The sequence below is a fragment of the Blastococcus sp. LR1 genome (genome assembly GCF_020166105.1).
Classification (GTDB): domain Bacteria; phylum Actinomycetota; class Actinomycetes; order Mycobacteriales; family Geodermatophilaceae; genus Blastococcus.
Genome location: NZ_JAIUJY010000002.1, coordinates 814,911 through 840,311 on the forward strand (window position 1 = coordinate 814,911; position 25,401 = coordinate 840,311).

Sequence of the window (25,401 nt, forward strand, 5' to 3'; positions counted from 1 at the left end):
GCCTTTCGCCCATGATCACGCCCGCGCTCGGCGCCACCAGTGAGGTCGGCCGGCTGCGCACCGTGCTGCTGCACCGGCCCGGCCAGGAGCTGCGCCGGCTCACGCCGCGGAACAACGACCAGCTGCTGTTCGACGGCGTCCCGTGGGTGGCCCGCGCGCAGGAGGAGCACGACGCGTTCGCCCAGGCGCTGACCGACCGCGGGGTCGAGGTGCTGCACGTGGCGACGCTGCTCGCCGAGGTGCTGGAGTTCCCCGCGGCGCGGGCCGAGCTGATCGGCGCCGCCGTCGACGACCCGCGGCTGGGCGCCACCCTCCAGCGCGACGCGACCCGGCACCTGGCCTGGCTGTCGCCGGAGGACCTCGCCTCGGCGCTCATCGGCGGGCTGGCGCACGACGAGCTGCGTGGGCACGGGCTGGCCTACCAGCTGATGGACCGCTCGGACTTCGTCGTCCCGCCGCTGCCCAACCTGCTGTTCACCCGGGACTCCTCGGTGTGGATCGGCGACGAGGTGGCCGTGACGTCGCTGGCCATGCCGGCCCGGCACCGGGAGAGCACGATCACCGCCGCCATCTACACCCACCACCCGCGGTTCTCCGGGGCCGACCAGCTCTACGGCGCGGAGCTGGAGCACCTCGAGGGCGGCGACGTGCTGCTGCTCGCCGAGGGCGTGGTCGCCGTCGGCGTGGGCGAGCGGACGACGCCGGGCGGCGCCGAGCGGCTGGCCCGTCGGCTGTTCGCCCGCGGCCTCGCGCACACGGTCCTCGTGGTCCCGATCGCCCAGGAGCGGGCCACCATGCACCTGGACACCATCGCCACGATGGTCGACGTCGACGCGATGGTCATGTACCCCGCCGTCGCGGACTCGCTGGTCGCCTGGACCGTCCGGGCGCTGCCCGACTCCCCCGCCCACCCGGCCGACGCCGACGCCACCGACCTCGCCGTCACCGGCCCGGAGCCGTTCGTGCTGGCGGCGGCCGAGGCCATGGGGATCGACCAGCTGCGGGTGATCGACACCGGGCTGGACCCGGTCACCGCCGAGCGCGAGCAGTGGGACGACGGCAACAACACCCTCGCGCTGGCCCCACGGCTGACGGTCGCCTACGAGCGGAACACCGTCACCAACGCGGCGCTCGAGGCTGCCGGCATCGAGGTCGTGCGGATCGCGGGCTCCGAGCTGGGCAGCGGTCGCGGGGGGCCGCGCTGCATGTCCTGCCCGGTGTCGCGAGCGCCGGCCTGAGCGAAACCCCGAGCGCAAGGCGGACCGCTCCGTCACATCCCGTCACGACCCACCGGACCGAAGGGTTCCGCTGATCGTGAGCAGTTCGTGAGGACGTCAGGAAGTGGTGCACTTCACACCGCCTGTCACTGAGCCTCCGGGGGATGTCCGTGTCGAAGATCCTGAAATTGCCGTTCGCGCTGCTGACAGCACTGGCACTGCTGCTGCTCTGGTCGGTTCCTGCCGCTGCGGACGGAGAGGACGAGGTCACCGGAGGACTCGAGCTGCTCTGCGCCACGGACCCCGCCCCGGCGATCTGTTCGCAGGAGGGCGAGAACGACCTCGTCACCCCGGACGCCAGCGAGGACCCGGCGCCGACGAGCCAGGCCCCGGCGCAGCCCACCGAGGGGCCGGCCGCGGTCGACCCCGGCTCCACCCCGGTCGTGAAGGCCTTCGACGCCATGAGCGTGGGCGCCCCGGGCGACGAGGTGACGCCCGCTCCCCCGACGGAGGACGAGGGCTGCCTGCCCGAGGGCGAGACCCCCGGCGAGGGCGAGACCCCCGGCGACGGACCCATCCTGGGCGTCCTGGCGGCACCAGGGGCGGACGGGGCACCCGGGGCACCCGGCAGCATGCCCGAGCCGCCGTGCGTCCCCTCCTGCGAGGAGTTCATCGACTTCCTGGTGGCGCTGTTCAGCCCCGGCGAGCTCCCCGGTGGTGGCGAGCTCCCATTCGACAGCGAGGCCGAGTTCTTGGACCTGCCGACTCCCCTCCAGGAGTCGATCATCGGCGACTTCCTCGCGGCCTTCCCCGAACTTCCGGAGTTCGACAGCCCGGCCGAGGCCATCGGGGCCTTCTTCAAGATGTTCCTCTGCCCACTGCTCCAGGTTCCCGAGCCGCCGGCCGGGGAGAACCCGCCGCCGGGGGGCACGCCGGGCAACAACAACCCTGGCGTCCCGGCCTACACCCCGCCCCCGGTCGCTCCGCTGCAGTTCCAGCCGGTCGCGCAGTCGTTCACGCCCACCTCTGGCGGGCAGCTCGCCTACACCGGCTTCGAGATCGAGCCGTTCCTGGTGGCCGGTGCGGCCCTGATCGCACTCGGCACCCTGACGGTGATCGGCGCCGCCCGCCGGACCTGATCCGAGGGCGCCGTGGATGCTCCCGCCCACTCCGGTGGGCGGGGGCATCCATGCGCGGCCTTCCGCTATCGAATTGCGCACCCCCGAACACAGAGCGGACCGCTCCGTCACATGACGTGATGACCCGCGGGGCGTTCTGGTTTCGTTCCGCAAGACAACCTTCGAGATCGGCTGAGCGGTGATCGACTGCTCACGACTTGTAGCCCATCCCTCGGGGGACGTCTGTGCCGAAGCTCGTGAGAATGCCGTTCGCCCTGCTCATCGCCCTGGCGATGCTCGTGCTCTGGTCCGGAGTCGCCTCCGCCGAGGACGAGGAGGCCAAGCCGTCGGGCACCAGCTGCGTCCTGGACTTCCTGCTCCCCGAGTGCCAGCCGGAGCGGGAGCCGGGACCGGTCCAGCCCGTGCACTCCGAGGACGAGCCGCTGAGGGCCGGCGAGGGCATCCCGGCCTTCACCGGCCCCCAGCCCCTGCCCGAGCAGGAGTTCCCCAGCACCTCCTCGACCGTCGACGCGCCGACCGACGCGCCGGCCGACGACCAGCAGCCGCCTCTCCAGCCGATGACGGGGGGCGGCACCCCGGACCTCGTGGCCGTGGGCGAATGCCTCGGTGAGGAGCTCGCGCTCCTGGTCGGGGGCCTCCAGGGCTCGCTGGACGAGGGCGCCGAGGCGCTGCTCGGCGCGATCGAGGCGGGGTTCGACCCGGCGAACATCGCCGACCTCCCGACCTTCCTCGAGGGGCTGCCGACCCTCGTCGAGACCACGGCCCCCGCCCTCGCCGCCGAGCTCACGGAGCTCCTGCACGGTGTCACGGACGGCGTCGCCGTCTGCCTCGAGGGCCTCGTGCCCGAGGCGCCGGAGCAGCCGCAGCCCGCGCCGCCGGCTGTCCAGCCGGTCGCGCAGCCCGCGGTGCACTACGCCAACTGCGACGACGCGCGCGCCCGCGGGGCCGCTCCTGTCTACGCCGGTCAGGCCGGCTACGCCGCGCACCTCGACAACGACGGTGACGGCGTCGGCTGCGAGCAGGAGGTCGCGCTGGCGACGCACACGCCGACCGCGAGCCCGCAGCTCGCCTACACCGGCTTCGAGGTCGAGCCGTTCCTGGTGGCCGGTGCGGCACTGATCGCGCTCGGCACCCTCACGGTGATCGGCGCCGCCCGCCGGACCTGACCCCGGCAGCTCGACACGACGCAGGAGGCCCCTGCCCACCATGGTGGGCAGGGGCCTCCTGCGTTCGAGCCGGTGTCAGCGAAGCGTGATCTGCCGGGACAGCAGCCCAGCCCGCGCCCGCCGCTCGTCGGCGTTCAGCGGGGTGGTGACGGTCAGCGCCTTCTCCAGGCGGGCCTGGAACTCCGTGGCGGGCCCGACCCAGTCCTCGGCCGGGGCGTCGGCCGGCAGGTCCCACACCGGGACGACGAGGCCGTGGGCCCGGAAGGCTCCGGCGTACCGGGTGCCCTCGCCGAGCAGGATCTGCTCGGCGGCGGAGAGGCGGGCCAGCGCGTCGAGCAGCTGCTCCTCCTTCTCCGGCCGCACCCAGCGGAGGTGGGCGCGCTCGTTGCCGGGGCGCACCCAGTAGGCCGCCTCCAGCCCCTCGAGGCGCACGGTCGGCAGGATTGCCTCGTTGGCCTGCGTGAGGCCCGCCCGCGCCGCGGCACCGGGCTCGGTGCCCTCCAGCCAGAAGTCGAAGGTGTCGTGGACGACGACGTCGAGCGGGGCCGTCAGGTCGAGCACCTCCTGCAGCCGCGGGCCCGCCGAACCCGCGCCACCGATCGGGCCGGGCTCGACCGGCGCGCCCTTGGGCGCCTCGAGCGCGGCAGCGACCGCGGTCCCGAGGTCGCGGCTCACGTCGTCCGAGGAGGTCGCCAGCTGGGCGCCGACGAGGATCTCGCCGTTGGCCCGCACCAGCGCCGGGGCGCCGCCGGGGAGCACGCTGGCCAGGGTGATCTCGCGGCCGTCCGTCGTCTTCAGCGTCGCCGTCGCGGCGGGGACGAGCTCGCGCAGGGCCACCCAGTCCGCCTCGCCGGGCAGGCCCTCGAAGGGCCGGGTGACCGGCGGCGCGTAGCCCGAGCCGTGGCAGTGCTTGTAGCGGCGGCCGGAGCCGCACGGGCACGGTGCCTTCGGGTTGATGCCCTCCGTCGCTTCGGCAGCGGGGGCGGACGTTCGCTTGCGGGAAGCCATGCGTGCAGCGTAGGTGGCCCCCACGGTGGGCCGGAGCACAGCCTTAGTGTCGGCACCGTGCCGCCGCTGGACCTCCACGCCCCCTCGTTCGTCGACGACCCGTATCCCGCCTTCGCCCGGGCGCGGACCGAGGGGCCGGTGCAGTGGCACGAGGAGCTGGGTCTCTGGCTCGCCTTCACGCACGGGGAGTCCAACGCCGTCCTCCGCGATCGCCGACTGGGCCGCATCTGGTCGGACAAGGAGCCGGCCGAGCGGTTCGGCAGCTTCAACCTCATCCACCGCAACGCGATCCTGGAGATGGAGCCACCGGACCACACCAGGCTGCGGCGGCTGATCAGCGCCGCCTTCGCGCGCGGGCACGTGGAGCGACTGCGCCCGTGGGTCGAGGAGCTCGCGAACTCCCTGGTCGACGAGCTGGTCGAGCGCTCCGCGGGCAGCCAGCCGGTCGACTTCCTCTGGGGCATGGCCGAGCAGCTGCCGGTCGCCGTCATCGCGGAGCTGCTCGGCGTCCCGCAGGTCGACCGCCCGCTGCTGCGCCCCTGGTCCAACGCGATCGTGAAGATGTACGAGTACGGCCGGACGCCGGTCATCGAGGAGTCAGCGGAGCGCGCGGCCGCCGAGTTCGTCGACTACCTCCGTGAGCTGGCCGCCGAGCGCCGCCAGAACCCCGGCGAGGACCTGCTGAGCCACCTGGTGAGCCTGCGCGACGCCGACGGCGACCGGCTCACCGAGGACGAGCTGGTCACCACCTGCATCCTGCTGCTCAACGCCGGCCACGAGGCGACGGTCAACGTCACCGGCAACGGCCTGCTCGCACTGCTGGAGAACCCCGCCCAGCTGCGGCGGCTGCGCGAGGACCGCGCCCTGCTGCCGACGGCGATCGAGGAGTTCATGCGCTACGACTCCCCGCTGCAGCTGTTCGAGCGGACCGCGACGGCCGACGTCGAGATCGGCGGGGTGACCGTGGAGCGCGGGCAGAAGATCGCCGCGCTGCTCGGCTCGGCCAACCACGACCCGGCGGTGTTCGAGGCACCGGAAGCGCTCGACGTCGGCCGCGCGGACAACCCGCACATCACCTTCGGCGCCGGCATCCACTTCTGCATCGGCGCCCCGCTGGCGCGGGTGGAGCTCCAGGCTTCGTTCGGCGCGCTGCTGGACAGGACGTCGGACCTGGCGCTGGGTGCAGAGGCCGTGCGGCGTCCGGAGTTCGTCATCCGCGGCCTGTCGGAGCTGCCCGTCGTCCTCACCGCCTGAGCCGGGATCCCGATCGTTACGGAACCGAGACGTAGCGGACTGGGGTCACCGCGGGGTGCCGATACGTCTTTCCAGATGTAGGCACGGCATCGGGGGGGGCGAGTGGCGCAGCGCGACGACGGCGAATTCACCGAGTTCGTCGAGCAGCACAGCCCCGGGCTCCTCCGGACCGCCTGCCTGCTGACCGGCGACCGGCACCGCGGCGAGGACCTGGTGCAGACGGCACTGGCACGCGCCTACGCGCAGTGGCCGAAGGTGCGAGGGGCCGAGAACCGGCCGGCCTACGTCCGCCGGCTGATGGTGAACAGTCACCTGAGCTGGCTGCGCCGGCTCTCCAGCACGGAGAGCGTCATCGAGTCGCTGCCCGAACGCGTCGACGGCGCCGACCTGCAGAGCCGGCACGCCGAGGCCGACGAGCTCCGCACCGCGCTCGCCCACCTGTCGCCGCGGATGCGCACCGCCGTCGTCCTCCGGTACTTCGACGACCTCAGCGAGGCGGAGACCGCGCGGCTGATGAGCTGCTCGACCAGCACCGTGAACAACCACGTCACCCGCGGTCTCGCCGTCCTCCGCACCGTACTGAAGCCCGCTCCGGCCCCGGAGGCGTCGTCGTGACCCATCTCGAGCAGGAACTTCCCGCCCGGCTGCACGATCTCGCCGACGACCTCGTCGGCCGGGGCGGCACGATCTCGGTGCCCGACGTGGTGGCCCGGCACCGACAGCGCCGCCGCGCCCGCGCCGGGCTGATGGCGACGGTCGCCGCGGTGGTGGCGGTCGCCGTCGGCATCCCGGTCGCCGCCGGCTCGCTCTCCTCCGCTCCCAGCGCCCCCGCCGCCCCTGCCCCGGCGACGTCCGATCCACGAGAGGACGCCGAACGGGCGGCCGCGGAGGCCCGCGCAGAGCTCGAGGCGGCCCGACGGGCAGCCGAGGCGTCTGCCGCGGCATCCCGGCCCGACCCCGCACACGAAGCGGAGTTGCGCCAGGTCGCCGCCGGACTCCCGGCCCTGAGCCTGAGCTCGCCGGCGCTGTGGGACCAGTGGCTGCCCGAGGGGAAGCCGTACCCGGGTGCCGACGCGGCCGACGACATGTCCACCTGCCCCGTGCTCTCGGCCCGGCTGGAGACGGTCACCGGTCAGCAGATGAGCTACTGGACCGGCACCCTGCCCAACGGGCCCGGCGGGTGCACCTGGGTGGAGACCCCGCTGTCCGGTCAGGACAACATCTACGACTACTTCATCAGCGTCGGGTTCCTGGCCGACGGGACGACGGTCGAGGACTTCCGGATGCAGCGTGAGGGGCCCGGGCAGGGCACCCACTTCTGTCCGGCCGTCGACGTCCCCTGGGTCGCGGACGGCGCCCTTCTCGTCCGGTGCTCGACCTTCCACGAGACGAGGGACACCAGCTACACGCTCGTCCTGCCCGATACCCGTCTCGACGACGGGATCTGGATTCTCAGCGTGTCGTCGGAGGACACCACGCCGGTCCGGCCTGCCGAGATCCTCCCGGTGCTCGTGGACGGCGTCGTCGCGACGTTCGGCTGAGCAGGCGCCTACCGGTGGAAGGTGAGCGGCGTCACTGGCACGATGCGGCCATGCGCGGCTTGATGCAGGACTTCCCCCTCACGATCGACGCGATCTTCCGCCACGTGGAGCAGCACTACGGCGACGGGACGATCGTCACCAACAACCCCGGCGGCGTCACCCGCGCCACCTACGCGGAGTGGGCCGAGCGCACCCGCAAGCTCGGCGGCGTCCTCGACACCCTCGGCATCAGCGCCGACGGCCGGGTGGGCACGTTCGGCTGGAACAGCCAGCGCCACCTGGAGCTCTACTTCGCCGCGCCCTGCACCGGGCGGGTGCTGCACACGCTCAACGTGCGCCTGTTCCCCGAGCAGCTCACCTACATCGCCAACCACGCGGAGGACGAGGTCATCTTCGTCGACCGCAGCGTCCTGCCGCTCCTGTGGCCGCTGATCGACACCATGACGACGGTCAAGCAGGTCGTGGTCATGGACGACGGCACCGACAACGAGATCCCCGACGACGCCCGGATCCTCGACTACGAGACGCTGCTGGCCGAGGCGCAGCCGGTGGAGTTCCACGTCGAGGACGAGTACCGCGCCGCCTCGATGTGCTACACGAGCGGCACCACCGGGAACCCGAAGGGCGTCGTCTACTCGCACCGCTCGACGTTCCTGCACACGATGGGCGTGATGGCCCCGAACGCCTTCGGCCTGGGCATCAACGACGTCGCCATGCCGGTCGTGCCGATGTTCCACGCCAACGCCTGGGGCATCGCACAGGCCGGGCCCGCAGCCGGTGCCTCGCTGGTCATGCCCGGTGCGCTGATGCAGCCCGAGGCGATCGCCAAGCTGATCCTCGACGAGGGCGTCACCTTCACCGCCGGTGTCCCGACCATCTGGCAGGGCGTGCTCCCCCACCTGGCCGGCAAGCCGCACAAGCTGCGGGACATCGGCTGCGGCGGCTCCGCGGTGCCCAAGGCGCTGAGCGAGGCCTACCGCGAGCAGGTCGGCATCCCGATCCTGCAGGCGTGGGGCATGACCGAGACCCACCCGGTCGCCTCCTCGGGCGTGCTGCCCAAGAGGTACCAGGACGCCGACGACGAGACGAAGGCCACCCAGCGCGCCCGCGCCGGCATCCCGTTCCTCGGCGTCGAGGCCCGGATCGTGGACTCCGAGACGCTGGAGCCGCAGGCCTGGGACGACAAGGCCACCGGCGAGCTGCAGGTGCGCGGCCCGTGGTGCGCCCAGGACTACTACAACCCCGACGCCGGCGTGGAGCTCACCACGGCCGACGGCTGGATGAAGACCGGCGACGTCGCCGCGATGGACGCCTACGGCTCGATCCGCATCGCCGACCGCACCAAGGACCTGATCAAGTCCGGCGGCGAGTGGATCAGCTCGGTCGACCTGGAGAACGCGATCATGAGCCACCCGAAGGTGAAGGAGGCCGCGGTCGTCGGCATCGCGCACCCGAAGTGGGACGAGCGCCCGCTGGCCTGCGTCGTCCTCCGCGAGGGCGAGACGGCGACGCAGGAGGACATCCTCGAGCACCTCAAGCCGCTGATCGCCAAGTGGTGGATGCCCGACGCCGTCGAGTTCATCGACGAGGTGCCCAAGACCAGCGTCGGCAAGTTCTCGAAGAAGGACCTCCGCGCGAAGTTCGCGGAGTACCAGCTCCCGAGCTAGCGCACGAAGGGCGGCTGGCCGGTCTCGCTCACCATCGGCCGGCCGGCCGCCTCCCACGCGCCCATGCCGTCGCCGACGTTCACCGTGTCGAAGCCGTTCTGGTTCAGCCACGCGGCCACCCGCGCGGACCGGCCACCGCTGCGGCAGACCACGTAGAGCGGGTCGCCCTCGGGCAGCTCGTCGAGCTTCGCCGGGACGTCGCCCATCGAGATGTGTGTCGCGCCCTCGATGTGGCCGTGCACCCATTCGTCGTCCTCGCGCACGTCGAGGACGACGGCGTCCTGAGGCAGTTCGGCGGCGGACACGGTGGGGATCTGGTGCGGCATCACGCCGTCCATCGTGACACGCGCCGGACGTGCCCGAAGTCCGCCGACCAGGTCGAGCGCCCCCGCCCGATCACTGTGACAGGTACCGGTAGATCTTGTAGCCGATGACGAGGACGGCGAGCACGAGGAGTGGGATGCCGAAGGCGGGTTCGAATTCGCCCGCGGGCATGGCGACCGGGACGCTCATCTCTGGCATGCGTGCACTAGGACAGACGTCGCAGCGCTGCACCAGCCGAAAGGCCGACCGCCGCCTGAACGGATGATGGGCCGGCCGACTGCGAGGATGGGTGCGATGACCACCGCCCCTGCCCCGGTGCGCGAGCCCGCTTGGCAGCTCCCGCGCTCCGCAATCGGTCTGTGGACTGTCGAGAGCGCGATCAGCACCGTGTTCCTCTGGCTCGGCGCCGGGGCCTTCCTGCTGTTCGTCCCTGCCTCGGCGGGCGGCCCGGTCCCGGTGCTCCGCTGGGTCCTCCCGGCGCTGGCTCTCCTGCACACGATCATCGCCGTCGGCATCCGCCCGTCGGTGAAGCACCGGATCTACCGCTGGGAGATCACCGCCGAGGCCGCCTACACGCGCACCGGCTGGCTGACCCAGACCTGGACGCTGGTGCCGATCAGCCGCATCCAGACCGTCGACGTCACCCGCGGCGTGCTGCAGCAGATGTTCGGGCTGGCGACCGTCGCCGTCCTCACCGCCTCCAGCCAGGGCACGGTGCGGATCTGGCACCTGGAGCACGACGTCGCCCAGCGGGTCGCCGACGACCTGGCCCGCCGGGCCGAGCTGGTCCGCGACCAGGCGACGTGACCCCGCCCCTCGTGACCCCGCCGCTCCTGGTACCCGACGTCCGCCGCACCTCGCCGCGGATCGTGCTGGTGCACACCGTCACGTTCAAGCAGGCCCGGCAGCTCGTCCCGATCCTGATCCCGGTGGGAGCCGGCTTCGGCTTCAGCGGCGGATGGACGACGATCGTGATCCTGGCGGTCGCGATCACCGTGATCTCCCTGGCCGCCGCGGCCCTCTCCTGGTGGCGGTTCTCCTACGCCAACGGCCCGAGCGCCGTCGTCCTCACCCGCGGGCTGCTCTCCCGGTCGGTGCGCACCGTCCCCAACGACCGGATCCGCGGCGTCGAGGTCGAGGCGCCGCTGCTGCACCGGCTCTTCGGCCTGGTCCGGGTCCGGGTGGACGCCGCCGCCGGCGCCGCCGGAGAGGACGAGGAGGTCGTGGTCGACGGCGTGCCGCGCGCCGAGGGCGACCGGCTGCGGATCGCCGTCCTGACGCACCGGGGTGCGCCGGCCGCCGCCGACGACGACGAGCCCGAGCCCGTCGAGGAGGAGCTCTCCCGCTGGGACAACCGCTGGCTGCTCTACGCGCCGCTGGTCGGCAGCTACCTGGCCATCCCCGCCGCCGCCCTCGGCGCGCTGTCCCGTGTGTTCGACGACCTCCCGGGCGACCCGCTCGGCGACGTCTTCGACGTCGAGCTGCCCGCCGCCTGGGCCCTGGCGCTAGGCGTGCTCGGGGGCACGCTGCTGCTCCTGGTCGCCGGGTCGGTCATCGGGGCCGCGATCGTGAACTGGGGCTTCCGGCTGACCCAGCGGGGCACCTCGCTCGTCGCCGTCCGTGGACTCTTCACCCGCCGGCACACCGAGCTGGAGATCGACCGGATCCGCGGCGTGAGCGTCTCCGAGGGCCTCGGGATGCGGCTGGTCGGCGCCGGCCGGGCGACCGCTCTGGTCACCGGACTGGCCGACGCCGCGCGCCGTGGGCAGCTGCTCCCACTGGGCCCGCGGGCGGAGGCCTGGTCGCTGGCCCACCGACTGACCGAGGACCCGGGCCCGCTGGTGCCCCACCCCGCCGCGGCCCGTCGACGCCGCATCGTCCGGGCCGTCGTCGTCGGCTCGGTCCTCACCGCGGGCGGGCTCGTGCTGACCGTCACGACGGGCTTCTGGGAGCTCCTCGTCGCCGGTCCGGTGATCACCGTGCTGGGCGTGCTGCTGGCCCGGAGCCTCTACGCCGCCCTCGGGCACGCCGCCGGGCCGCGCTCGTTCAGCGTCCGGCGCGGATGGCTGGTGCGCGAGCAGATCGTGCTCGAGCGCCGCGCGGTCATCGGCTGGCAGGTCAAGCAGACGGTGTTCCAGCGCCGCGACGGTCTGGCCACGGTGACGGCGTGCGTGGGCGCCGGCAGCGGCGGCTATGCCGCGGTGGACATGGACGCCGCCGAGGTGCCGGCGTTCGCCTCGGCCGCCTCCGGGGGCTGGGCGGGGACGCTCACCCCCTGAGCTGCCTCCGGGCCCGGGCCGGAGGTAGGTGAACCTTTCCTGCCCAGACGCTTGACGATCACCCGCCCGGGTAGCGGGCGGTCGATGCCCTCACGCGCCGGTCACCCCGCCAGGCCACCGGCCTGCCGCCCCGCCGCGCCGCCGTCCCGGTTCAGGCCCACCCGGCCGGCCAGCTGGGCCGCCTCGACCCGGGTGCTCACGTTCAGCCGGCGCAGCAGGTGCGCGACCAGGCGCTTCGTCGTGCGCTCGGAGACGTGCAGCGTCGTGGCGATGTCGACGGTGCTCGTGCCGTCGGCGATCAGCCGCCAGAGCCGCCGTTCGTCGGCCGTGAGCTGGTCGGCGATGGTCTGCTCCCCGGCCGGCGTCGCCTCCTCCAGCAGCTGCCGCAGCAGCGCCTCCGGGATCACCGACCAGCCGTCGAGGACGGCGAGCAGTGGGCGCACCAGGTGCTCCGGGTCCGCCGTCTTCGGCAGGAATCCCGCGGCGCCCGCCCGCAGCGCCTCGATCGCCGCGTCCGCCTCGGCCAGCCCCGACAGGGCCACGACCCGCACCATCGGGTCGGCCCGCCGGATCGCCGCGATCGCCCTGGTCCCGCCCGGTGGCGGCATGTGCAGATCCACGATCGCCACGTCCGCGTGGTGCCGCCGCACGAGCGCGGCCGCCGCCGACGCGTCATCCGTCGTCCCCACCACCCGGACCCTGCCGCCGCTCAACCCCGGCAGCAGCAGGGTCAACCCCCGTGTGAACAGCGGGTGGTCGTCCACGACCACCACGTCCACCGGGTTTCCGCGTTCAACAACGAGCGCGCTGTCGATCTCCGACACTTCTCCCCTGTCGGCCGTCGTTCCCCGGCGCTGCTGACCGGTCTCCATGAGGAGGCGCCCGTGACCCTCGCTCCCGACGTCCCGACGTCGAAGCCCAGCCACGGACTGCTCAACGATCTCGCTCGCGTGCTCCGCGCGCATCTTCCGAGGCCCCGACGGGGCGGAACGGCCCCCGAACCGCCCACCACCGAGGACGCCGTCCTGCGCGCGCTGTGCCACGACATGCGCAGCCCGTTGGCGTCGCTCGAGGCCGTCCTGGGCAGCCTGGACCAGGTTTCGACGGCGAAGCGCGAACTGCTCGACCTCGCCCGGGCCCAGACGGCGCACCTCTCCTCGATGCTGCGCACGGCCGACGCCACCGCGGGCGCGCCTCCCCGGGCCGGCACCCGGCTGCTCCGCGACGTGCTGCTGGCCGCGATCTCCTCCTCCGGGCTGCCCCGGACGACGCTGACCGTGGAGGTGGCCGAGGGTGCCGGCGAGGTCCGCGTGGCCGACGCCCGGGTGGGCCGGATCCTCACCAATCTGCTGGAGAACGCGCACCGGCATGGCGGCGGGCGGCCGGTGCTGCTGCGGGTGTCACGGGGCCCACGGTGGGTGGACCTGTCGCTGACGCAGGGCGGCGTCCCCACCGAGCGGGTGGTGGGGCACCTCAGCCGGAGCGAGCCGCCGCTGGACCTCACCGGGCTGGGGCTGTGGTCGGTGCGCCGGCAGACCCGCGAGCTCGGCGGCCGGATCGTGTGGGCCGGCGACAGCGACGCCTTCACCCTCACCGTGCAACTGCCGGATCGATAGGCCCCCGGGGGCCAGGGGTCGGCACGGGCGGGCCAACTGGTGCGGGCATCTCTCTGGTGTCACCGCAGCGGCGGCGACGTCACGACGCATCAGGGAGCACGAGATGTTCACCCACACCCACGCTCTGCAGTACGAGGCCAAGCCCGACGGTCCCGACCCGGACTTCGCCCGCAAGATGCAGGAGGTCCTGGGCGGTCAGTGGGGCGAGATGACCGTCGCCACCCAGTACCTGCTGCAGGGCTGGAACTGCCGACTGCCCGGCAAGTACAAGGACCTGCTCCTCGCGATCGGCACCGAGGAACTGGCTCACGTCGAGATGATCGTGACGATGATCGACCGGCTGCTCGACCACATCCCGCTCAAGCCGGACGCCGCTGACCGCACCAAGGAGGCGGCCGCGGGCTACGGGCAGCACAACCCGCAGCACGCCATCGTCAACGGAGCCGGCGCCAGCTACATCGACTCGATGGGCAACCCCTGGACCGGCGCGTACGTGACCGCCAGCGGCAACCTGATGGCCGACTTCATGTACAACGCCACGGCCGAGATGCAGGGCCGGCTGCAGGTGGCCCGGCTCTACAACATGACCGACGACCCGGGCGTGAAGGACATGCTCCGGTTCCTCATCACCCGGGACCACTACCACCAGCAGCAGTGGCTGCACGCGATCGAGGAGCTCAAGGAGGACGGGCTCGAGGGCGTTCCGGTGCCCGAGGCCTTCCCGCTCGAGGACGAGGTCGGCGACCTGGGCTACACGTTCATCGACGCCTCCGACGGCCCCGACGCCGCGGCCGGCCGCTGGGCTTCGGGTCCGTCCTACGACGGTCGCGCCACGTACTCGGCCCGCCCGATCGAGGCCACCGCCGACGCCCCGATCCTGCCCCCGGGTGACCCGCGCCTGTACCCGACGCCGCAGATGGAGGCCCAGACGATGCTCCAGAAGGCCAAGGACATGCTCAAGTAGGCCTCTCGCCTACCCCCTGTTGCGCCGTCGCCGTGCCGGTGGCCGCCCCTCGCGGGTGCGGCCGCCGGCCCGGCGGGCCCTCAACTCCCGGAAGGTCGAACCGCCGTGCACCCGAACCTGCACCTGCGCCTGCCCCACCTGCCGCCCGCCGCGGTCCTGCTCTCGGTCGTCTACGTCGCCGCGATCGCCGTCGCGCTGGCGAACCCCGGCCGCCCCACGCTCGCCGGCGTCGTCGTCCTCGCCGGGCTCACCGCCCGCTGGGCGCTGCGCCACCACCGGCGCGCCGCCGTCGTTGCTGCAGACGTCGTCGTCCTGACCCCGGAGGTCGCGCCCGCCCCGGCCGCCGCCGCCTGACCGCGCCTGCACGAGAGCCGCGGTACTGGCACGAGTGCCGCGCTGCAACGGGGCACCGACGCCCACACCGCGGCACCGACCGGAGACGCGACCGCCCCCGCACGCACGAGAGCCGCGGTACTGGGCCGAGTGCCGCGCTGCAACGCGGCACCGACGCCCACACCGCGGCACCGACGCCCCCACTCAAGGCACCCAGCCGCGGCACGCGAAGGGGCCCACCCCCCGACGAATCGAGGAATGGGCCCCTGGCGAACGACCGGACTCAGTGGGCGACGGCCTTCTCCGCCCCGATGCCGGTGAGCGCCCGCACCTCGAGCTCGGCGTTCTTGAGCTCGTCGGGCTTCTCCTTCGACAGCTTGCTGCCCAGCCAGCCGAGGAAGAACGACAGCGGGATGGACACCAGACCCGGGTTGTTCAGCGGGAACCAGGAGAAGTCGACGTCCTGGATCAGCGACGTGCTCTTCCCGGTCGCCGCGTTGATCGGCCCGCCCGAGACCACCGGCGAGAAGAGGATCAGGAGCAGGCAGGAGATGAGCCCGCCGTAGATCGACCACAGCGCGCCCTGGGTGGTGAACTTCTTCCAGAACAGCGTGTAGATGATCGTCGGCAGGTTCGCCGAGGCCGCGATCGCGAAAGCCAGCGCCACGAGGAATGCGATGTTCAGGCCGGCCTGCAGCGCGAGGATGCCGAGGCCGATCGAGATCGCGCCGATGACGATCGCGGTGATGCGGGCGACCTTGACCTCGCCGTTGCCGGTGACCTGACCCTTCTTGATCACCGAGGCGTACACGTCGTGGGCGAAGGACGCCGACGCCGTGATGGTCAGGCCCGCGACGACCGCGAGGATCGTGGCGAACGCGACGCCGGCGATGATGCCCAGGAGCACCGTGCCGCCCAGCTCGAAGGCCAGCAGCGGGGCCGCGGCGTTGACCGCACCGGGGGCCGCGAGGATGGTCTCCGGGCCGACCAGCGCACCGGCGCCGTAGCCGATCACCAGGCTGAACAGGTAGAAGATGCCGATCAGCCAGATGGCCCAGACCACGGACTTCCGCGCGTCCTTGGCCGTGGGCACCGTGTAGAAGCGCATCAGCACGTGCGGCAGACCCGCGGTGCCGAGCACCAGGGCGAGACCCAGCGAGACGAAGTCCAGCTTCGACGTCTCCGTCGCGCCGTACTGCGCACCGGGCTTGGTGACGTCGCGGCCCTCGACGGCCATGTCCTGCGCGCCACCGAGCAGCGCGGACAGGTTGAAGCCGTACTTGCCGAGCACCCAGATCGTCATCACGAGCGCGCCGATGATCAGCAGCGTGGCCTTGATGATCTGCACGTAGGTGGTGCCGCGCATGCCGCCGACGAGCACGTAGAAGATCATCAGCGCGCCGACGATGGTGACGACGACGGCCTGCGCGGCCTCGCCGGTCACGCCCAGCAGCAGGGTGACCAGGCCACCGGCGCCGGCCATCTGCGCCAGCAGGTAGAAGAGCGAGACCGCCAGCGTGGAGATCGCCGCCGCCATGCGGACCGGCCGCTGCCGCATCCGGAAGGCCAGGACGTCGGCCATCGTGAACCGGGCGGTGTTGCGCATCAGCTCGGCGACCAGCAGCAGGGCGACGAGCCAGGCCACGAGGAAGCCGATGGAGTAGAGGAAGCCGTCGTAGCCGAAGACGGCGATGGCGCCGGCGATGCCCAGGAAGGACGCTGCCGACAGGTAGTCGCCGGCGATGGCGAGACCGTTCTGGGTGCCGCTGATGTTGCGCCCGGCGGCGTAGTAGTCCGCGGCGCTCTTGTTGTTGCGGCTGGCCTTGAACGTGATGGCCAGCGTCACGAGGACGAACGCCCCGAAGATCGCGATGTTGATCGTGGGATTGCCGATCGTGCTGTCGGCGGCGATCAGGTCAGGCACGGGTGGCCCCTCCGGTCGTCTCGTGGGAGTCGGTCCCGCCGTCGGGCGCGTAGGCGTGGGCCTCCAGTCGCTCGCGCATCTCGTCGGAGATCGGGTCGGTGCGCTTGTTCGCGTGGGCGACGTACAGGTGCGTGATCACGAAGGTCGTGACGAACTGGCCGAGGCCGAGCAGGATGCCGAGGTTGACGTTGCCGAACACCTCGGTGGACATGAAGTCCGGCGCGTAGGTCGAGAGCAGGACGTAGAGCAGGTACCAGGCGAGGAACGCGAAGGTCATCGGGAACGCGAACCGGCGGAACCGGCTCTTCAGTTCGGCGAACTCGGGGGAGTTCTGGGCTTGCAGGTACTCCTCCGGGGTCAGCAGGCGCCGTTCCGTGGGATCGGTCAAGGTGCGTCCTCCTGGCAGGGTCGGGATGGGCGCTCGCGAGCTCCGCAGGGCTGTGAGCGGTGTCACGTTAGAAGCCGGCAACGCCAGGAGTGCGGTGGATCACCCCCATCTGCGCCGAGCGGCGAGGGGTAATCGCCGTACGGCAGGTACGGCGGGACGAGCGGTCGAGCCCGCGGGCTCCGTGCGGTCAGGGGAGCGCGGGCCGGTTCATCGGGGCGGGGTCCCGCGGTCCAGCTGCACGGCCTCCGGCGTGTGCAGCCGGACCATCGTGCGGGCGGCGTGCGGCGGCAGCCGACGGGGTGTGGCGAGGGAGACCCCCACCATGACGAGGAATGCCAGGGGGACGGTCCATGCGGCCGGCTGGCCCAGGAGCGCGCCCGGCCAGCCGACGGGCGCCACCCCGAGCAGCGTGGCGATCACCGCCCCGCCGGCGCACCCCCCGCCGACGACCATGCCGGCGATCGCCCCGACGTCGGTGAGCCGACGCCACCAGATGCCCAGCACCAGCAGCGGGCAGAAGGTGGAGGCCGCGAAGGCGAAGGCCAGCCCGACCGCCTGGGCCACCCCCACCCCCTCGGCCGCCAGCGCCAGACCCAGCGGGACGAGGACGGCGACGACGGCGCCGGCCTGGAAGGCCCGCACCCCACCGAACCGCCGCCCCAGCACGTCCTGACTGATCACGCCGGCCACCGCCACGGTCAGCCCGGACGACGTGGACAGGAACGCCGCGAACGCTCCTGCTGTGGTGAGCGCGGAGAGCAGGTCGCCCAGCGTGCCGGCCAGCATGCGGGCCGGCAGTTCCAGCACCAGCGATTCGGTGCGGCCGCTGGCGACGAGGTCGGGTGCGTACAGCCGGCCCAGGCCGCCGTACACGGGCGGCAGGAGGTAGAAGACGCCGAGCAGGGCCAGCACGAAGAGGGTCGTGCGGCGGGCCGCGGCGCCGTCGGGGTTGGTGTAGAAGCGCACCACCACGTGCGGGAGCCCCATCGTGCCGAGGAACGTGGCGATGATGATCGAGTAGGTCGTGTAGAGCTCGTGGTCGGTCCCGGCCAGGGGCGACACCCACGAGTCCCCGGCCGGGCCGGCGTCCCCGACGTCGACCGAGGCCGGGGAGATGCCGCCGTCGCCGAGCCAGATCCCGACCATGAACAGCAGCGGGAACAGCAGCGCGGTGAGCTTCAGCCAGTACTGGAACGCCTGGACGAAGGTGATGCTCCGCATGCCGCCGAACAGCACGTTGACCAGCACCACCGTCGCGACCAGCACACCCCCGAGCCAGGGGCCGGTCCCCGTCGTGGCGGCCAGCGCGATGCCGGCGCCCTGGAACTGCGGCATGAGGTAGAGCCAGCCGATGGCCACCACCAGCAGCGCGGACAGCCGCCGCACCCCGCGCGACTCCAGTCGGCTCTCGGCGAAGTCGGGCAGCGTGTACGCCCCGGACCGGCGCAGCGGCGCGGCGACGAGGACCAGCAGGACGAGGTAGCCGGCGGTCCAGCCGACCGGGTACCAGAGCATCTCCGTGCCGAAGGCGAGCACCAGGCCGGCGACCCCGAGGAAGGAGGCCGCGGACAGGTACTCCCCACCGATGGCCGACGCGTTGAGTCCCGGCCGCACCGTGCGCGAGGCGACGAAGAAGTCGCTGGTGGTGCGGGAGAACCGCCAGCCGTAGGCGCCGACCGCCAGCGTGGCCACGAAGACGGCCGTCACGCCCAGGACGCTGTAGCCGGCGGCGGTCATCGGGGGCCGTCGAGGCGCGTCACGAGCGTTCCAGGACGTCGGCGAAGTCCCGCTCGTTCCGCTCCGCGGCGCGCACGTAGAGCCAGCCGATCCCGAACAGGAACGGGTAGACGGCGAACGCCAGCAGCAGCCACGGCAGCGGCACGGCGAGCACCTCGATCCTCGCCAGGTCCGGGAGCAGCCAGAACACCAGCGGGATCCCGCCCACGAACACCGCGACGGCTCCGAGCGCGAGCAGCGCCAGCCGCAGCTGGGAGCGCAGCAGCGAGGACATGTAGACCTCGCCCAGCAGGGTCTGGGCGTCGATCTCGCGGGCGGGAGGAACCCGCTGGGCCCGGGCGGCGCCGGTGCGCGGGCTGGTGACGCGCACCCGCCGGGGCGGGGTCTCCGACACCGGTCACCCCCGACCCGAGGTGCCCGGCCGCGCCCGGCGCACCAGCAGATCGCGCAGCTCCCGGGTGTGCCGGCGGCTGACGCCGAGCTCCGTGCCGCCGACGACCACCGTGCAGCGGCCGGCGTCCATCCGCACTTCCTTGACGTGCTGGAGCGCGACCAGGAGCGACCGGTGGATGCGCACGAACCCGGCGTCCTTCCAGGCCTCCTCCAGCGTGGTCAGGGGCACCCGGACCAGGTGGCTGCCCGTCGGGGTGTGCAGCCGGGCGTAGTCGCCCTGCGCCTCGACGTAGCCGACGCTGGAGCGCGGCACGAACCTCGTCACCCCGCCCAGCTCGACGGCGATGTCGTCGTCCGCCGGCGCGGAGCCACCGGCCCGCGCGCCCACCACCCGGCGGACGGCCTCGGCCAGCCGGTCGTCGCGCACCGGCTTCAGGACGTAGTCGACGGCGCCCAGCTCGAAGGCGTCCACGGCGTGGTCGTCGTGGGCGGTGACGAAGACGACCGCCGGCGGGACCTTGAACCGGGACAGCACCCGCGCCAGGTCGACCCCGCTGAGCCCCGGCATCCGGATGTCCAGGAAGACTGCGTCCACCGCCCGCTCCTGCAGCAACCGCAACGCCTCGGTGGCCGAGTCGCTGGTCAGCACGGTCTCGATCCGGCCGTCCCGCTCGAGCAGCCAGCGCAGCTCCTCCAGCGCCGGGCGCTCGTCGTCCACCACGAGGACGGTCAGCCGGTCGGCTGTCACGGGTGCACCCCGTGGGCGAACTTCGGCACCCGCACGAGCACCCTGGTCCCCGCGCCCGGACCGGTCTCGACCACCAGGCCGTAGTCGTCGCCGAAGGCGGTGCGCAGGCGGGCGTCGACGTTGCCCAGGCCGACCGAGTCGTCGGAGGCGTCGCCGGCGAGCGCCCGCCGCACCTTCTCCGGATCCTCACCCACGCCGTCGTCCTCCACGGTGATCAGACACTCGCCCGCTTGGTCCGCCGCGATGATGGTCACCCTCCCGGTCCCCGGTTTGCGCTCCAGCCCGTGCCGGACGGCGTTCTCCACCAGTGGCTGGAGGCACAGGAACGGAACGGCGACCGGCAGCACCTCCTGCGCCACCCGCAGCGTCACCTGCAGCCGGTCGCCGAACCGCGCCTTCTCCAGGACCAGGTAGCGCTCGATCGACCGCAGCTCCTCCGCCAGCGTCGTGTACTCGCCGTGCCGGCTGAAGGAGTACCGGGTGAAGTCGGCGAACTCCAGCAACAGCTCCCGGGCCCGCTCGGGATCGGTGCGCACGAAGGAGGCGATCGCGGTGAGGGAGTTGTAGATGAAGTGCGGGCTGATCTGCGCCCGCAGCGCCCGGACCTCCGCCTCCATCAGGCGGGTGCGGGAGGCGTCGAGCTCGGCCAGCTCCAGGTTCCCCGAGACCCAGCGCGCGACCTCGGTCGCGGCCCGCACCAGACCGGCGGACGCCGACGACGTGAACGCCTGCAGCGTGCCGACGACCCGGTCCTCCACCACCAGCGGGCTGATGACCACCTGCCGCAGGCCACAGCCGGCGTGCGTGCAGGAGAAGTCCTTCCGGTCGCGCACCACCGTGCCGCCGGACTCGAGCACGTTCGCGGCGAGGGCCGCCGTGTCGCGCTCGTGATGGGCGAACCGGCCGTCCCATGCCAGCATCGTCACGGTGTCGGTGAGGGCGACAGCGGGCACCCCGAGCAGGTCACGCAGGTGGCGGACGGCGCGCTCGGCGGATTCCGTCGTCAGGCCCTCGCGCAGCTCGGGCGCGCTGCGGGAGGCGGAGTGGAGGGTGCGGAAGGTCGCCAGCTCCGCCTCGGTGCCCAGGTGGCCCGGGCGCAGCCACCGCCGGAGATCGCGCATCGCGGTCGGGCGCCGGGAGCCTCGCGACCCGGCGTCCGTTCCTCCTCCCCCACGTCTCGGTGCCCGCCGCTGGAGCGGGAAAGGTGAGCCTGCGCACGGTAGACGCCCGCCCGCCTGCTCGGGCCACCCGATCGTGATGTGTCCCCGAACTCATGGTGCGGGACATGTCCCACGGCCGTAACCCCGGAGAAATTCCCGGCTGGTGCACTTCGGCATGGACATGCCCGAGCGCGGGACGACCGGCTGGTACCCGGTGGTCCGCGCGGCCGAGGTGGGGACGACGCCGGTGCCGGTGGGCGCCGCCGGCTCGGCGTACGTCGTCGTCCGGCTGCGCCCGAACGGCGAGGTGACGGCGTTCCCGGCCCGCTGCCCGCACCGGCTGGTCCCCCTGGCCGCCGGGCACGTCGAGGACGGCCGGCTGATCTGCCCGGCGCACGGATGGCGGTTCGACGGCGAGGGCAGGTGCACGACGGTGCCCTCGCTCGGCGACGACGGCTGCCCTCCGCCGCGGGCCGACCTCCGTGGACCGTGGGCGGTCGAGGAGCGGTACGGCTGGGTGTGGCTGGCGCCGGAACCGACGACGTCGGGACCACCGCGGCCGGCCGGCGATCTCCGCCCCGAGCCGGGAGCCGAGCTGCCGCGACCAGCAGGCCCCGTCTTCGACAACCTGGCGCCGGCCCTGGCGAACGCCTGGCACCCGGTCGAGCTCAGCCGCGAACTGCGACCGGGCGGCTGGTCCTCGGTCCGGCTGCTCGGTTGCACGTGGAACCTTGCGCGCGACGCCGCCGGCACGGTGACCGTCGAGCCGGCGGTGTTCGGCGTCCGCGAGCGGCTCGGCCTGATCTGGCTGGCTCCGGCGGAGCCGGCCGACGTCCCGCTCGAGGTGCCGGAGCTCTTCGACCGCCGCTTCGTGGCCGGCTGGTTGCCGCCGGTGCGCTCCCCCGGCCCGGCCGGCCCGCTGGCGGACACCTTCCTCGACGCGTCGCACGGCCCGTTCGTGCACGCCACGACCATCGGGGCGGCCGACCGCGCGGAGGTGGCTCCCGCCGAGGTGGTGCGCGAGCCGGGCGGCTTCAGCAGCGTGCAGGAGCAGTGGGTGGACAACCCGGTCGACCCGGAGGTCACGACCGGCGGGCGGCCGCTGCGCCAGCGCCGCCGGACCACCTACACGTTCCGCGCCCCGTTCCGGCTCTGCCTGCGGCAGGAGTTCCTCGACTCCGGCGCGGCGACGACGCTGCTGTACCTGCTGCAGCCCGAGGACCTGGACTCCACCCGGATCTACACCTGCCTGCTCGTCTCGGCCGGCCCGGGCCAGCCGCTGCCGACGCCTCGCTCGCTGGCCGAGCAGGTGGCGCTCCAGCGGCGGATCCTCGAGGAGGACGTGCGCTCGCAGGAGACCCTCGCCGTCCCCGGGCTGCCGCTGGACCTCCGCGACGAGGTGCACGTGCCCGCCGACCGGCTGGGCCTCGCGCTGCGCGAGGCGCTCTGCGACTTCATGGTCGCCGAGCGCCGGCAGCAGCGGGCCGCCTGAGGATCACTCCCCCGGCAGCTCCTCCCCGCACGCGGGGCAGCGCGTGGGCGGGTCCTCGTCGGCGACCCGGCCGCACGCCGGGCAGACGCGGCGGAGCAGGCAGGCGGCGTCGCCACCCTCGTCGTCGGTCATGCGCCGGTTCCTACCCGTCCTCCCGCGGGTGGACGCGCATCTCCCCCCAGGGGACGACGAGATCGGACGCCGTTCCTCCTAGGGTCGACCCCGTGGACCGGCCCCCCGTGCGACTGACCGACTGGCTGCGCGGGCACCCGTTCGCCGTCGACATCGCCCTGGCCGCGGCCGTCTTCTTCTTCACGGTGCTCATCACCGCAGAGTCCTACTGGGCGGGCACCCGGCAGTCGTTCCTCGTCGGGGTCCTGCTCACCGCCCCGCTCGCCTGGCGGCGCCGGGCTCCGGTGCCGGCCGCCGCCGTCGTCGTGGCCGCCGGACTGCTGGAGGTCGCCTTCCTCCCCGCCTTCCTCGCGGCCAACGTCTCGGCGCTGCTGATGGTCTACGCCCTGGCCGCCTACGCGCCGCGGTGGGCGAGCCGGGCCGGGCTGGCGGTCGGCCTGTTCGGTGCGGCCCTGGCCGTGCTGCGCTACTTCTCGGACTACTCCGACGTCTTCGTCATGGCCGCCAACGCCGGAGCCATCGGCGTCGCGGTCGTCGCCGCGTGGGCGCTGGGCAACCTGCGCCGGGCCCGACTCCAGCAGCTGACCGCGCTGGAGGAGCGCGCGCAGCTGCTGGAGCTCGAGCGCGACCAGGAGATGCGGCTGGCGGCCAGCACCGAGCGGGCGCGCATCGCCCGCGAGCTGCACGACGTCGTCGCGCACTCCCTGTCGGTCGTCATCGCCCAGGCCGACGGCGGCCGCTACGCCGGAAAGGCCGATCCGGAGGCGGCGACCGGCGCCCTGGAGGCGATCGCCGCGACCGGACGCCAGGCACTCACCGACATGCGCTCCCTGCTCGGGGTGCTTCGCGAGGGCGGCGGCGAGGAGTACGCGCCGCAGCCCGACGTCGCCGCGATCCCGGCCCTGGTAGAGGACGTGCGCGCCAGCGGGCTGGACGTCGACCTCATCATCGAGGGCGAGCCGAGGCCCCTGCCGGCCGGTCCGCAGCTGGCCGCCTACCGGATCGTGCAGGAGTCGCTGACCAACGTGCTCAAGCACGCGGGTCCCGCATCGCGCGCCTGGGTGCGGCTGCAGTGGCGACCCGACGCCCTGGAGCTCTCGGTGCTGGACGACGGCCGCGGCGCCGCCGCCGTGGAGAGCGACGGGCAGGGCCAGGGTGTGCGCGGCATGCAGGAGCGGGCCTCCCTGCACGGCGGACGGCTGGAGGCCGGGCCGCGGCACGGCGGCGGTTTCGGCGTGCACGCCGCCCTGCCCTACGGTTCGCGGCGATGAGCGAACCGATTCGAGTCGTCCTCGTCGACGACCAGCAGATGGTCCGCGCCGGGTTCCGCATGGTCATCGACTCCCAGCCCGACCTGGGCGTGGTCGGGGAGGCCGGCGACGGCGCCGCCGCGGTCGAGCTGCTGGCGCGCACGCGGGCCGACGTCGTCCTGATGGACGTCCGGATGCCGGGCACCGATGGGATCGAGGCCACCCGCCAGGTGACGGCGCTGCCCGAGCCGCCCAAGGTCGTCGTGCTCACCACGTTCGACCTCGACGAGTACGTGGTGGCCGCCATCGGGGCCGGGGCCAGCGGCTTCCTGCTCAAGGACGCGGCGCCCGAGGACATGCTCGACGCGATCCGCACCGTGCACGCGGGCGACTCGGTGATCGCGGCGAGCTCCACTCGCCGGCTGCTGCAGCACGTGGCGCCGATGCTGCGGGGCGCGACGCCGACGACTGCTCCCACCGACGACCGGGCGCTCGCCGAGCTCACCCCGCGCGAGCGGGAGGTGCTCGAGCAGATGGCGCTGGGTGCGTCGAACAGCGAGATCGCGACGCACTTCTTCGTCAGCGAGGCGACCGTGAAAACCCACGTCGGGCGGGTGCTGGCCAAGACCGGCTCGCGCGACCGGGTGCAGGCCGTCGTCCTCGCCTACCGGACCGGCCTGGTCGCTCCCGCGGATCTGCTCCGCAACGCCTAGAAGGACCCCGTCCCCCTCACCGCTCGCACGCTCGCGGCGAGCCTCTGGACGGGGCCGTTCCAGCACCTCCCGTGTAAGACCAGGGGATGACGGCGGAGATCGTCCTCTGCTCCGACGCGGGAGGACGGCCCCGAGCGAGAGCGTGATCTCGTCCCGATCACCTGTCCACGGAGGCCACCGTGTCCGTTCCCGTCATGACCGTTCCCGGCGAGCCGCCGGCCGCACCGGCGGGCGTCGCCGTCCGCGCCGCCGGGCTGCGCAAGACCTACGGGAAGGGTGAGACCGCCGTCCGCGCCCTCGCCGGCGTCGACGTCGCCTTCGCCCGCGGGGAGTTCACCGCGATCATGGGCCCGTCCGGCTCCGGCAAGTCCACGCTCATGCACTGCCTCGCCGGCCTGGACACCGCGTCGGCGGGCCAGGTGTGGCTGGGCGACACCGAGCTGACCGCGCTGCACGACGACTCCCTGACCGCGCTGCGCCGCCAGCGGATCGGCTTCGTCTTCCAGGCGTTCAACCTGCTGCCGGTACTGCCGGCGCGGGAGAACATCGTCCTGCCGATGCAGCTGGCCGGGCAGCGCCCGGACCCCGTCTGGTTCGACGACGTCGTCGCCCGCCTCGGTCTGCGCGAGCGGCTGGGCCACCGGCCGCACGAGCTCTCCGGCGGCCAGCAGCAGCGGGTCGCCATCGCCCGCGCCCTGCTCCCCCGCCCCGACGTCGTGTTCGCCGACGAGCCCACCGGCAACCTGGACTCCCGCTCCGGTGCCGAGGTGCTCGGCCTGCTGCGCTCCAGCGTGCGGGAGACCGGGCAGACCGTCGTCATGGTCACCCACGACCCCTCCGCCGCCGCCTACGCCGACCGCGTGGTGCTGCTGGCCGACGGGCTCCTCGCCGGTGAGCTGACCGACCCCACCGCCGAGTCGGTGCTCGACGCGCTGCGCGGGCTGGGGGCCTGACGC

At 73.1% G+C, this 25,401-nt stretch carries 26 protein-coding genes; 16 read left to right on the plus strand and 10 right to left on the minus strand.

Annotated features, from left to right (window positions below; genetic code table 11):
- Positions 1-11 precede the first annotated feature (11 nt).
- From LBW97_RS08570 to LBW97_RS08580, 3 genes are all read left to right on the plus strand, one after another.
- Complete coding sequence (locus tag LBW97_RS08570; RefSeq protein ID WP_224498974.1) at positions 12-1,238, plus strand: arginine deiminase; 1,227 nt, start codon at positions 12-14, stop codon at positions 1,236-1,238.
- Between the two features lie 143 nt (positions 1,239-1,381).
- Complete coding sequence (locus LBW97_RS08575) at positions 1,382-2,356, plus strand: hypothetical protein (RefSeq protein WP_224498975.1); 975 nt, start codon at positions 1,382-1,384, stop codon at positions 2,354-2,356.
- 242 nt (positions 2,357-2,598) lie between these two features.
- A complete protein-coding gene (locus LBW97_RS08580) occupies positions 2,599-3,522 on the plus strand; it encodes an excalibur calcium-binding domain-containing protein (RefSeq protein WP_224498976.1) in 924 nt (307 codons plus the stop codon).
- A 75-nt stretch (positions 3,523-3,597) separates the two neighbouring features.
- On the opposite strand, the gene LBW97_RS08585 is transcribed toward LBW97_RS08580, so the two are convergent.
- Positions 3,598-4,530, minus strand: coding sequence for a DUF5926 family protein (locus LBW97_RS08585; RefSeq protein WP_224498977.1), 933 nt, complete (start codon positions 4,528-4,530; stop codon positions 3,598-3,600).
- A gap of 57 nt (positions 4,531-4,587) precedes the next feature.
- Here LBW97_RS08585 and LBW97_RS08590 point away from each other — a divergent pair, with 57 nt between their 5' ends.
- The 4 genes from LBW97_RS08590 to LBW97_RS08605 all read left to right on the plus strand — a co-directional run bounded on the left by LBW97_RS08590 (position 4,588) and on the right by LBW97_RS08605 (position 8,992).
- Entirely contained in the window at positions 4,588-5,784 is a 1,197-nt protein-coding gene (locus LBW97_RS08590) for a cytochrome P450 (RefSeq protein ID WP_224498978.1), read from the plus strand.
- Between the two features lie 102 nt (positions 5,785-5,886).
- Positions 5,887-6,399: a SigE family RNA polymerase sigma factor gene (locus tag LBW97_RS08595; RefSeq protein ID WP_224498979.1), complete on the plus strand. Its 513-nt coding sequence runs from the start codon at positions 5,887-5,889 to the stop codon at positions 6,397-6,399.
- Entirely contained in the window at positions 6,396-7,325 is a 930-nt protein-coding gene (locus tag LBW97_RS08600; protein ID WP_224498980.1) for a hypothetical protein, read from the plus strand. The genes LBW97_RS08595 and LBW97_RS08600 overlap by 4 nt, the downstream gene beginning before the upstream one ends.
- 50 nt (positions 7,326-7,375) lie before the next feature.
- Positions 7,376-8,992, plus strand: coding sequence for a long-chain fatty acid--CoA ligase (locus LBW97_RS08605; RefSeq protein ID WP_224498981.1), 1,617 nt, complete (start codon positions 7,376-7,378; stop codon positions 8,990-8,992).
- On the opposite strand, the gene LBW97_RS08610 is transcribed toward LBW97_RS08605, so the two are convergent.
- Entirely contained in the window at positions 8,989-9,318 is a 330-nt protein-coding gene (locus LBW97_RS08610) for a rhodanese-like domain-containing protein (RefSeq protein WP_224499033.1), read from the minus strand. The genes LBW97_RS08605 and LBW97_RS08610 overlap by 4 nt on opposite strands.
- 292 nt (positions 9,319-9,610) lie before the next feature.
- On the opposite strand from LBW97_RS08610, the gene LBW97_RS08615 reads away from it, so the two are divergent.
- Both LBW97_RS08615 and LBW97_RS08620 read left to right on the plus strand, forming a co-directional pair.
- Complete coding sequence (locus LBW97_RS08615) at positions 9,611-10,123, plus strand: PH domain-containing protein (protein ID WP_224498982.1); 513 nt, start codon at positions 9,611-9,613, stop codon at positions 10,121-10,123.
- Positions 10,120-11,595, plus strand: coding sequence for a PH domain-containing protein (locus LBW97_RS08620; RefSeq protein WP_224498983.1), 1,476 nt, complete (start codon positions 10,120-10,122; stop codon positions 11,593-11,595). The genes LBW97_RS08615 and LBW97_RS08620 overlap by 4 nt, the downstream gene beginning before the upstream one ends.
- Before the next feature lie 101 nt (positions 11,596-11,696).
- On the opposite strand, the gene LBW97_RS08625 is transcribed toward LBW97_RS08620, so the two are convergent.
- On the minus strand, positions 11,697-12,374 hold the full coding sequence (locus LBW97_RS08625; RefSeq protein ID WP_224498984.1) for a response regulator transcription factor: 678 nt from the start codon (positions 12,372-12,374) through the stop codon (positions 11,697-11,699).
- Positions 12,375-12,479: 105 nt separating this feature from the next.
- On the opposite strand from LBW97_RS08625, the gene LBW97_RS08630 reads away from it, so the two are divergent.
- The 3 genes from LBW97_RS08630 to LBW97_RS08640 all read left to right on the plus strand — a co-directional run bounded on the left by LBW97_RS08630 (position 12,480) and on the right by LBW97_RS08640 (position 14,529).
- Positions 12,480-13,211: a sensor histidine kinase KdpD gene (locus tag LBW97_RS08630; RefSeq protein WP_224498985.1), complete on the plus strand. Its 732-nt coding sequence runs from the start codon at positions 12,480-12,482 to the stop codon at positions 13,209-13,211.
- A 103-nt stretch (positions 13,212-13,314) separates the two neighbouring features.
- On the plus strand, positions 13,315-14,175 hold the full coding sequence (locus LBW97_RS08635) for a manganese catalase family protein (RefSeq protein WP_224498986.1): 861 nt from the start codon (positions 13,315-13,317) through the stop codon (positions 14,173-14,175).
- 105 nt (positions 14,176-14,280) lie between these two features.
- Positions 14,281-14,529: a hypothetical protein gene (locus LBW97_RS08640; RefSeq protein ID WP_224498987.1), complete on the plus strand. Its 249-nt coding sequence runs from the start codon at positions 14,281-14,283 to the stop codon at positions 14,527-14,529.
- A gap of 262 nt (positions 14,530-14,791) precedes the next feature.
- Here LBW97_RS08640 and LBW97_RS08645 read toward each other — a convergent pair whose 3' ends face one another.
- From LBW97_RS08645 to LBW97_RS08670, 6 genes are all read right to left on the minus strand, one after another.
- On the minus strand, positions 14,792-16,432 hold the full coding sequence (locus tag LBW97_RS08645; protein WP_224498988.1) for a cation acetate symporter: 1,641 nt from the start codon (positions 16,430-16,432) through the stop codon (positions 14,792-14,794).
- Positions 16,425-16,820, minus strand: a complete 396-nt coding sequence (locus LBW97_RS08650) for a DUF485 domain-containing protein (protein WP_224498989.1) — start codon at positions 16,818-16,820, stop codon at positions 16,425-16,427. The genes LBW97_RS08645 and LBW97_RS08650 overlap by 8 nt, the downstream gene beginning before the upstream one ends.
- Before the next feature lie 207 nt (positions 16,821-17,027).
- Positions 17,028-18,527, minus strand: coding sequence for a cation acetate symporter (locus tag LBW97_RS08655; RefSeq protein ID WP_224498990.1), 1,500 nt, complete (start codon positions 18,525-18,527; stop codon positions 17,028-17,030).
- Positions 18,528-18,576: 49 nt separating this feature from the next.
- Positions 18,577-18,951 carry a hypothetical protein gene (locus LBW97_RS08660; RefSeq protein ID WP_224498991.1) on the minus strand — a complete coding sequence of 125 codons (375 nt, stop codon included), beginning with the start codon at positions 18,949-18,951 and terminating at the stop codon, positions 18,577-18,579.
- A gap of 3 nt (positions 18,952-18,954) precedes the next feature.
- A complete protein-coding gene (locus tag LBW97_RS08665) occupies positions 18,955-19,698 on the minus strand; it encodes a LytTR family DNA-binding domain-containing protein (protein WP_224498992.1) in 744 nt (247 codons plus the stop codon).
- Positions 19,695-20,819, minus strand: coding sequence for a sensor histidine kinase (locus LBW97_RS08670; RefSeq protein WP_224498993.1), 1,125 nt, complete (start codon positions 20,817-20,819; stop codon positions 19,695-19,697). Before LBW97_RS08670 ends, LBW97_RS08665 begins: the two co-directional genes overlap by 4 nt.
- 214 nt (positions 20,820-21,033) lie before the next feature.
- Between LBW97_RS08670 and LBW97_RS08675 the strand changes: the two genes are divergently transcribed.
- Positions 21,034-22,350, plus strand: coding sequence for a Rieske 2Fe-2S domain-containing protein (locus LBW97_RS08675; protein WP_224498994.1), 1,317 nt, complete (start codon positions 21,034-21,036; stop codon positions 22,348-22,350).
- A 3-nt stretch (positions 22,351-22,353) separates the two neighbouring features.
- Here the strand turns inward: LBW97_RS08675 and LBW97_RS19925 are convergent, their stop codons facing one another.
- On the minus strand, positions 22,354-22,482 hold the full coding sequence (locus tag LBW97_RS19925; protein WP_255600434.1) for a hypothetical protein: 129 nt from the start codon (positions 22,480-22,482) through the stop codon (positions 22,354-22,356).
- A gap of 92 nt (positions 22,483-22,574) precedes the next feature.
- Between LBW97_RS19925 and LBW97_RS08680 the strand changes: the two genes are divergently transcribed.
- The 3 genes from LBW97_RS08680 to LBW97_RS08690 all read left to right on the plus strand — a co-directional run bounded on the left by LBW97_RS08680 (position 22,575) and on the right by LBW97_RS08690 (position 25,398).
- Positions 22,575-23,753 carry a sensor histidine kinase gene (locus tag LBW97_RS08680; protein ID WP_224498995.1) on the plus strand — a complete coding sequence of 393 codons (1,179 nt, stop codon included), beginning with the start codon at positions 22,575-22,577 and terminating at the stop codon, positions 23,751-23,753.
- Positions 23,750-24,445, plus strand: coding sequence for a response regulator transcription factor (locus LBW97_RS08685; RefSeq protein ID WP_224498996.1), 696 nt, complete (start codon positions 23,750-23,752; stop codon positions 24,443-24,445). Before LBW97_RS08680 ends, LBW97_RS08685 begins: the two co-directional genes overlap by 4 nt.
- A 194-nt stretch (positions 24,446-24,639) precedes the next feature.
- Positions 24,640-25,398 (plus strand): ABC transporter ATP-binding protein, encoded by a 759-nt coding sequence (locus LBW97_RS08690; protein WP_255600727.1) that lies wholly within the window; start codon positions 24,640-24,642, stop codon positions 25,396-25,398.
- The last annotated feature ends 3 nt before the right edge of the window (positions 25,399-25,401 follow it).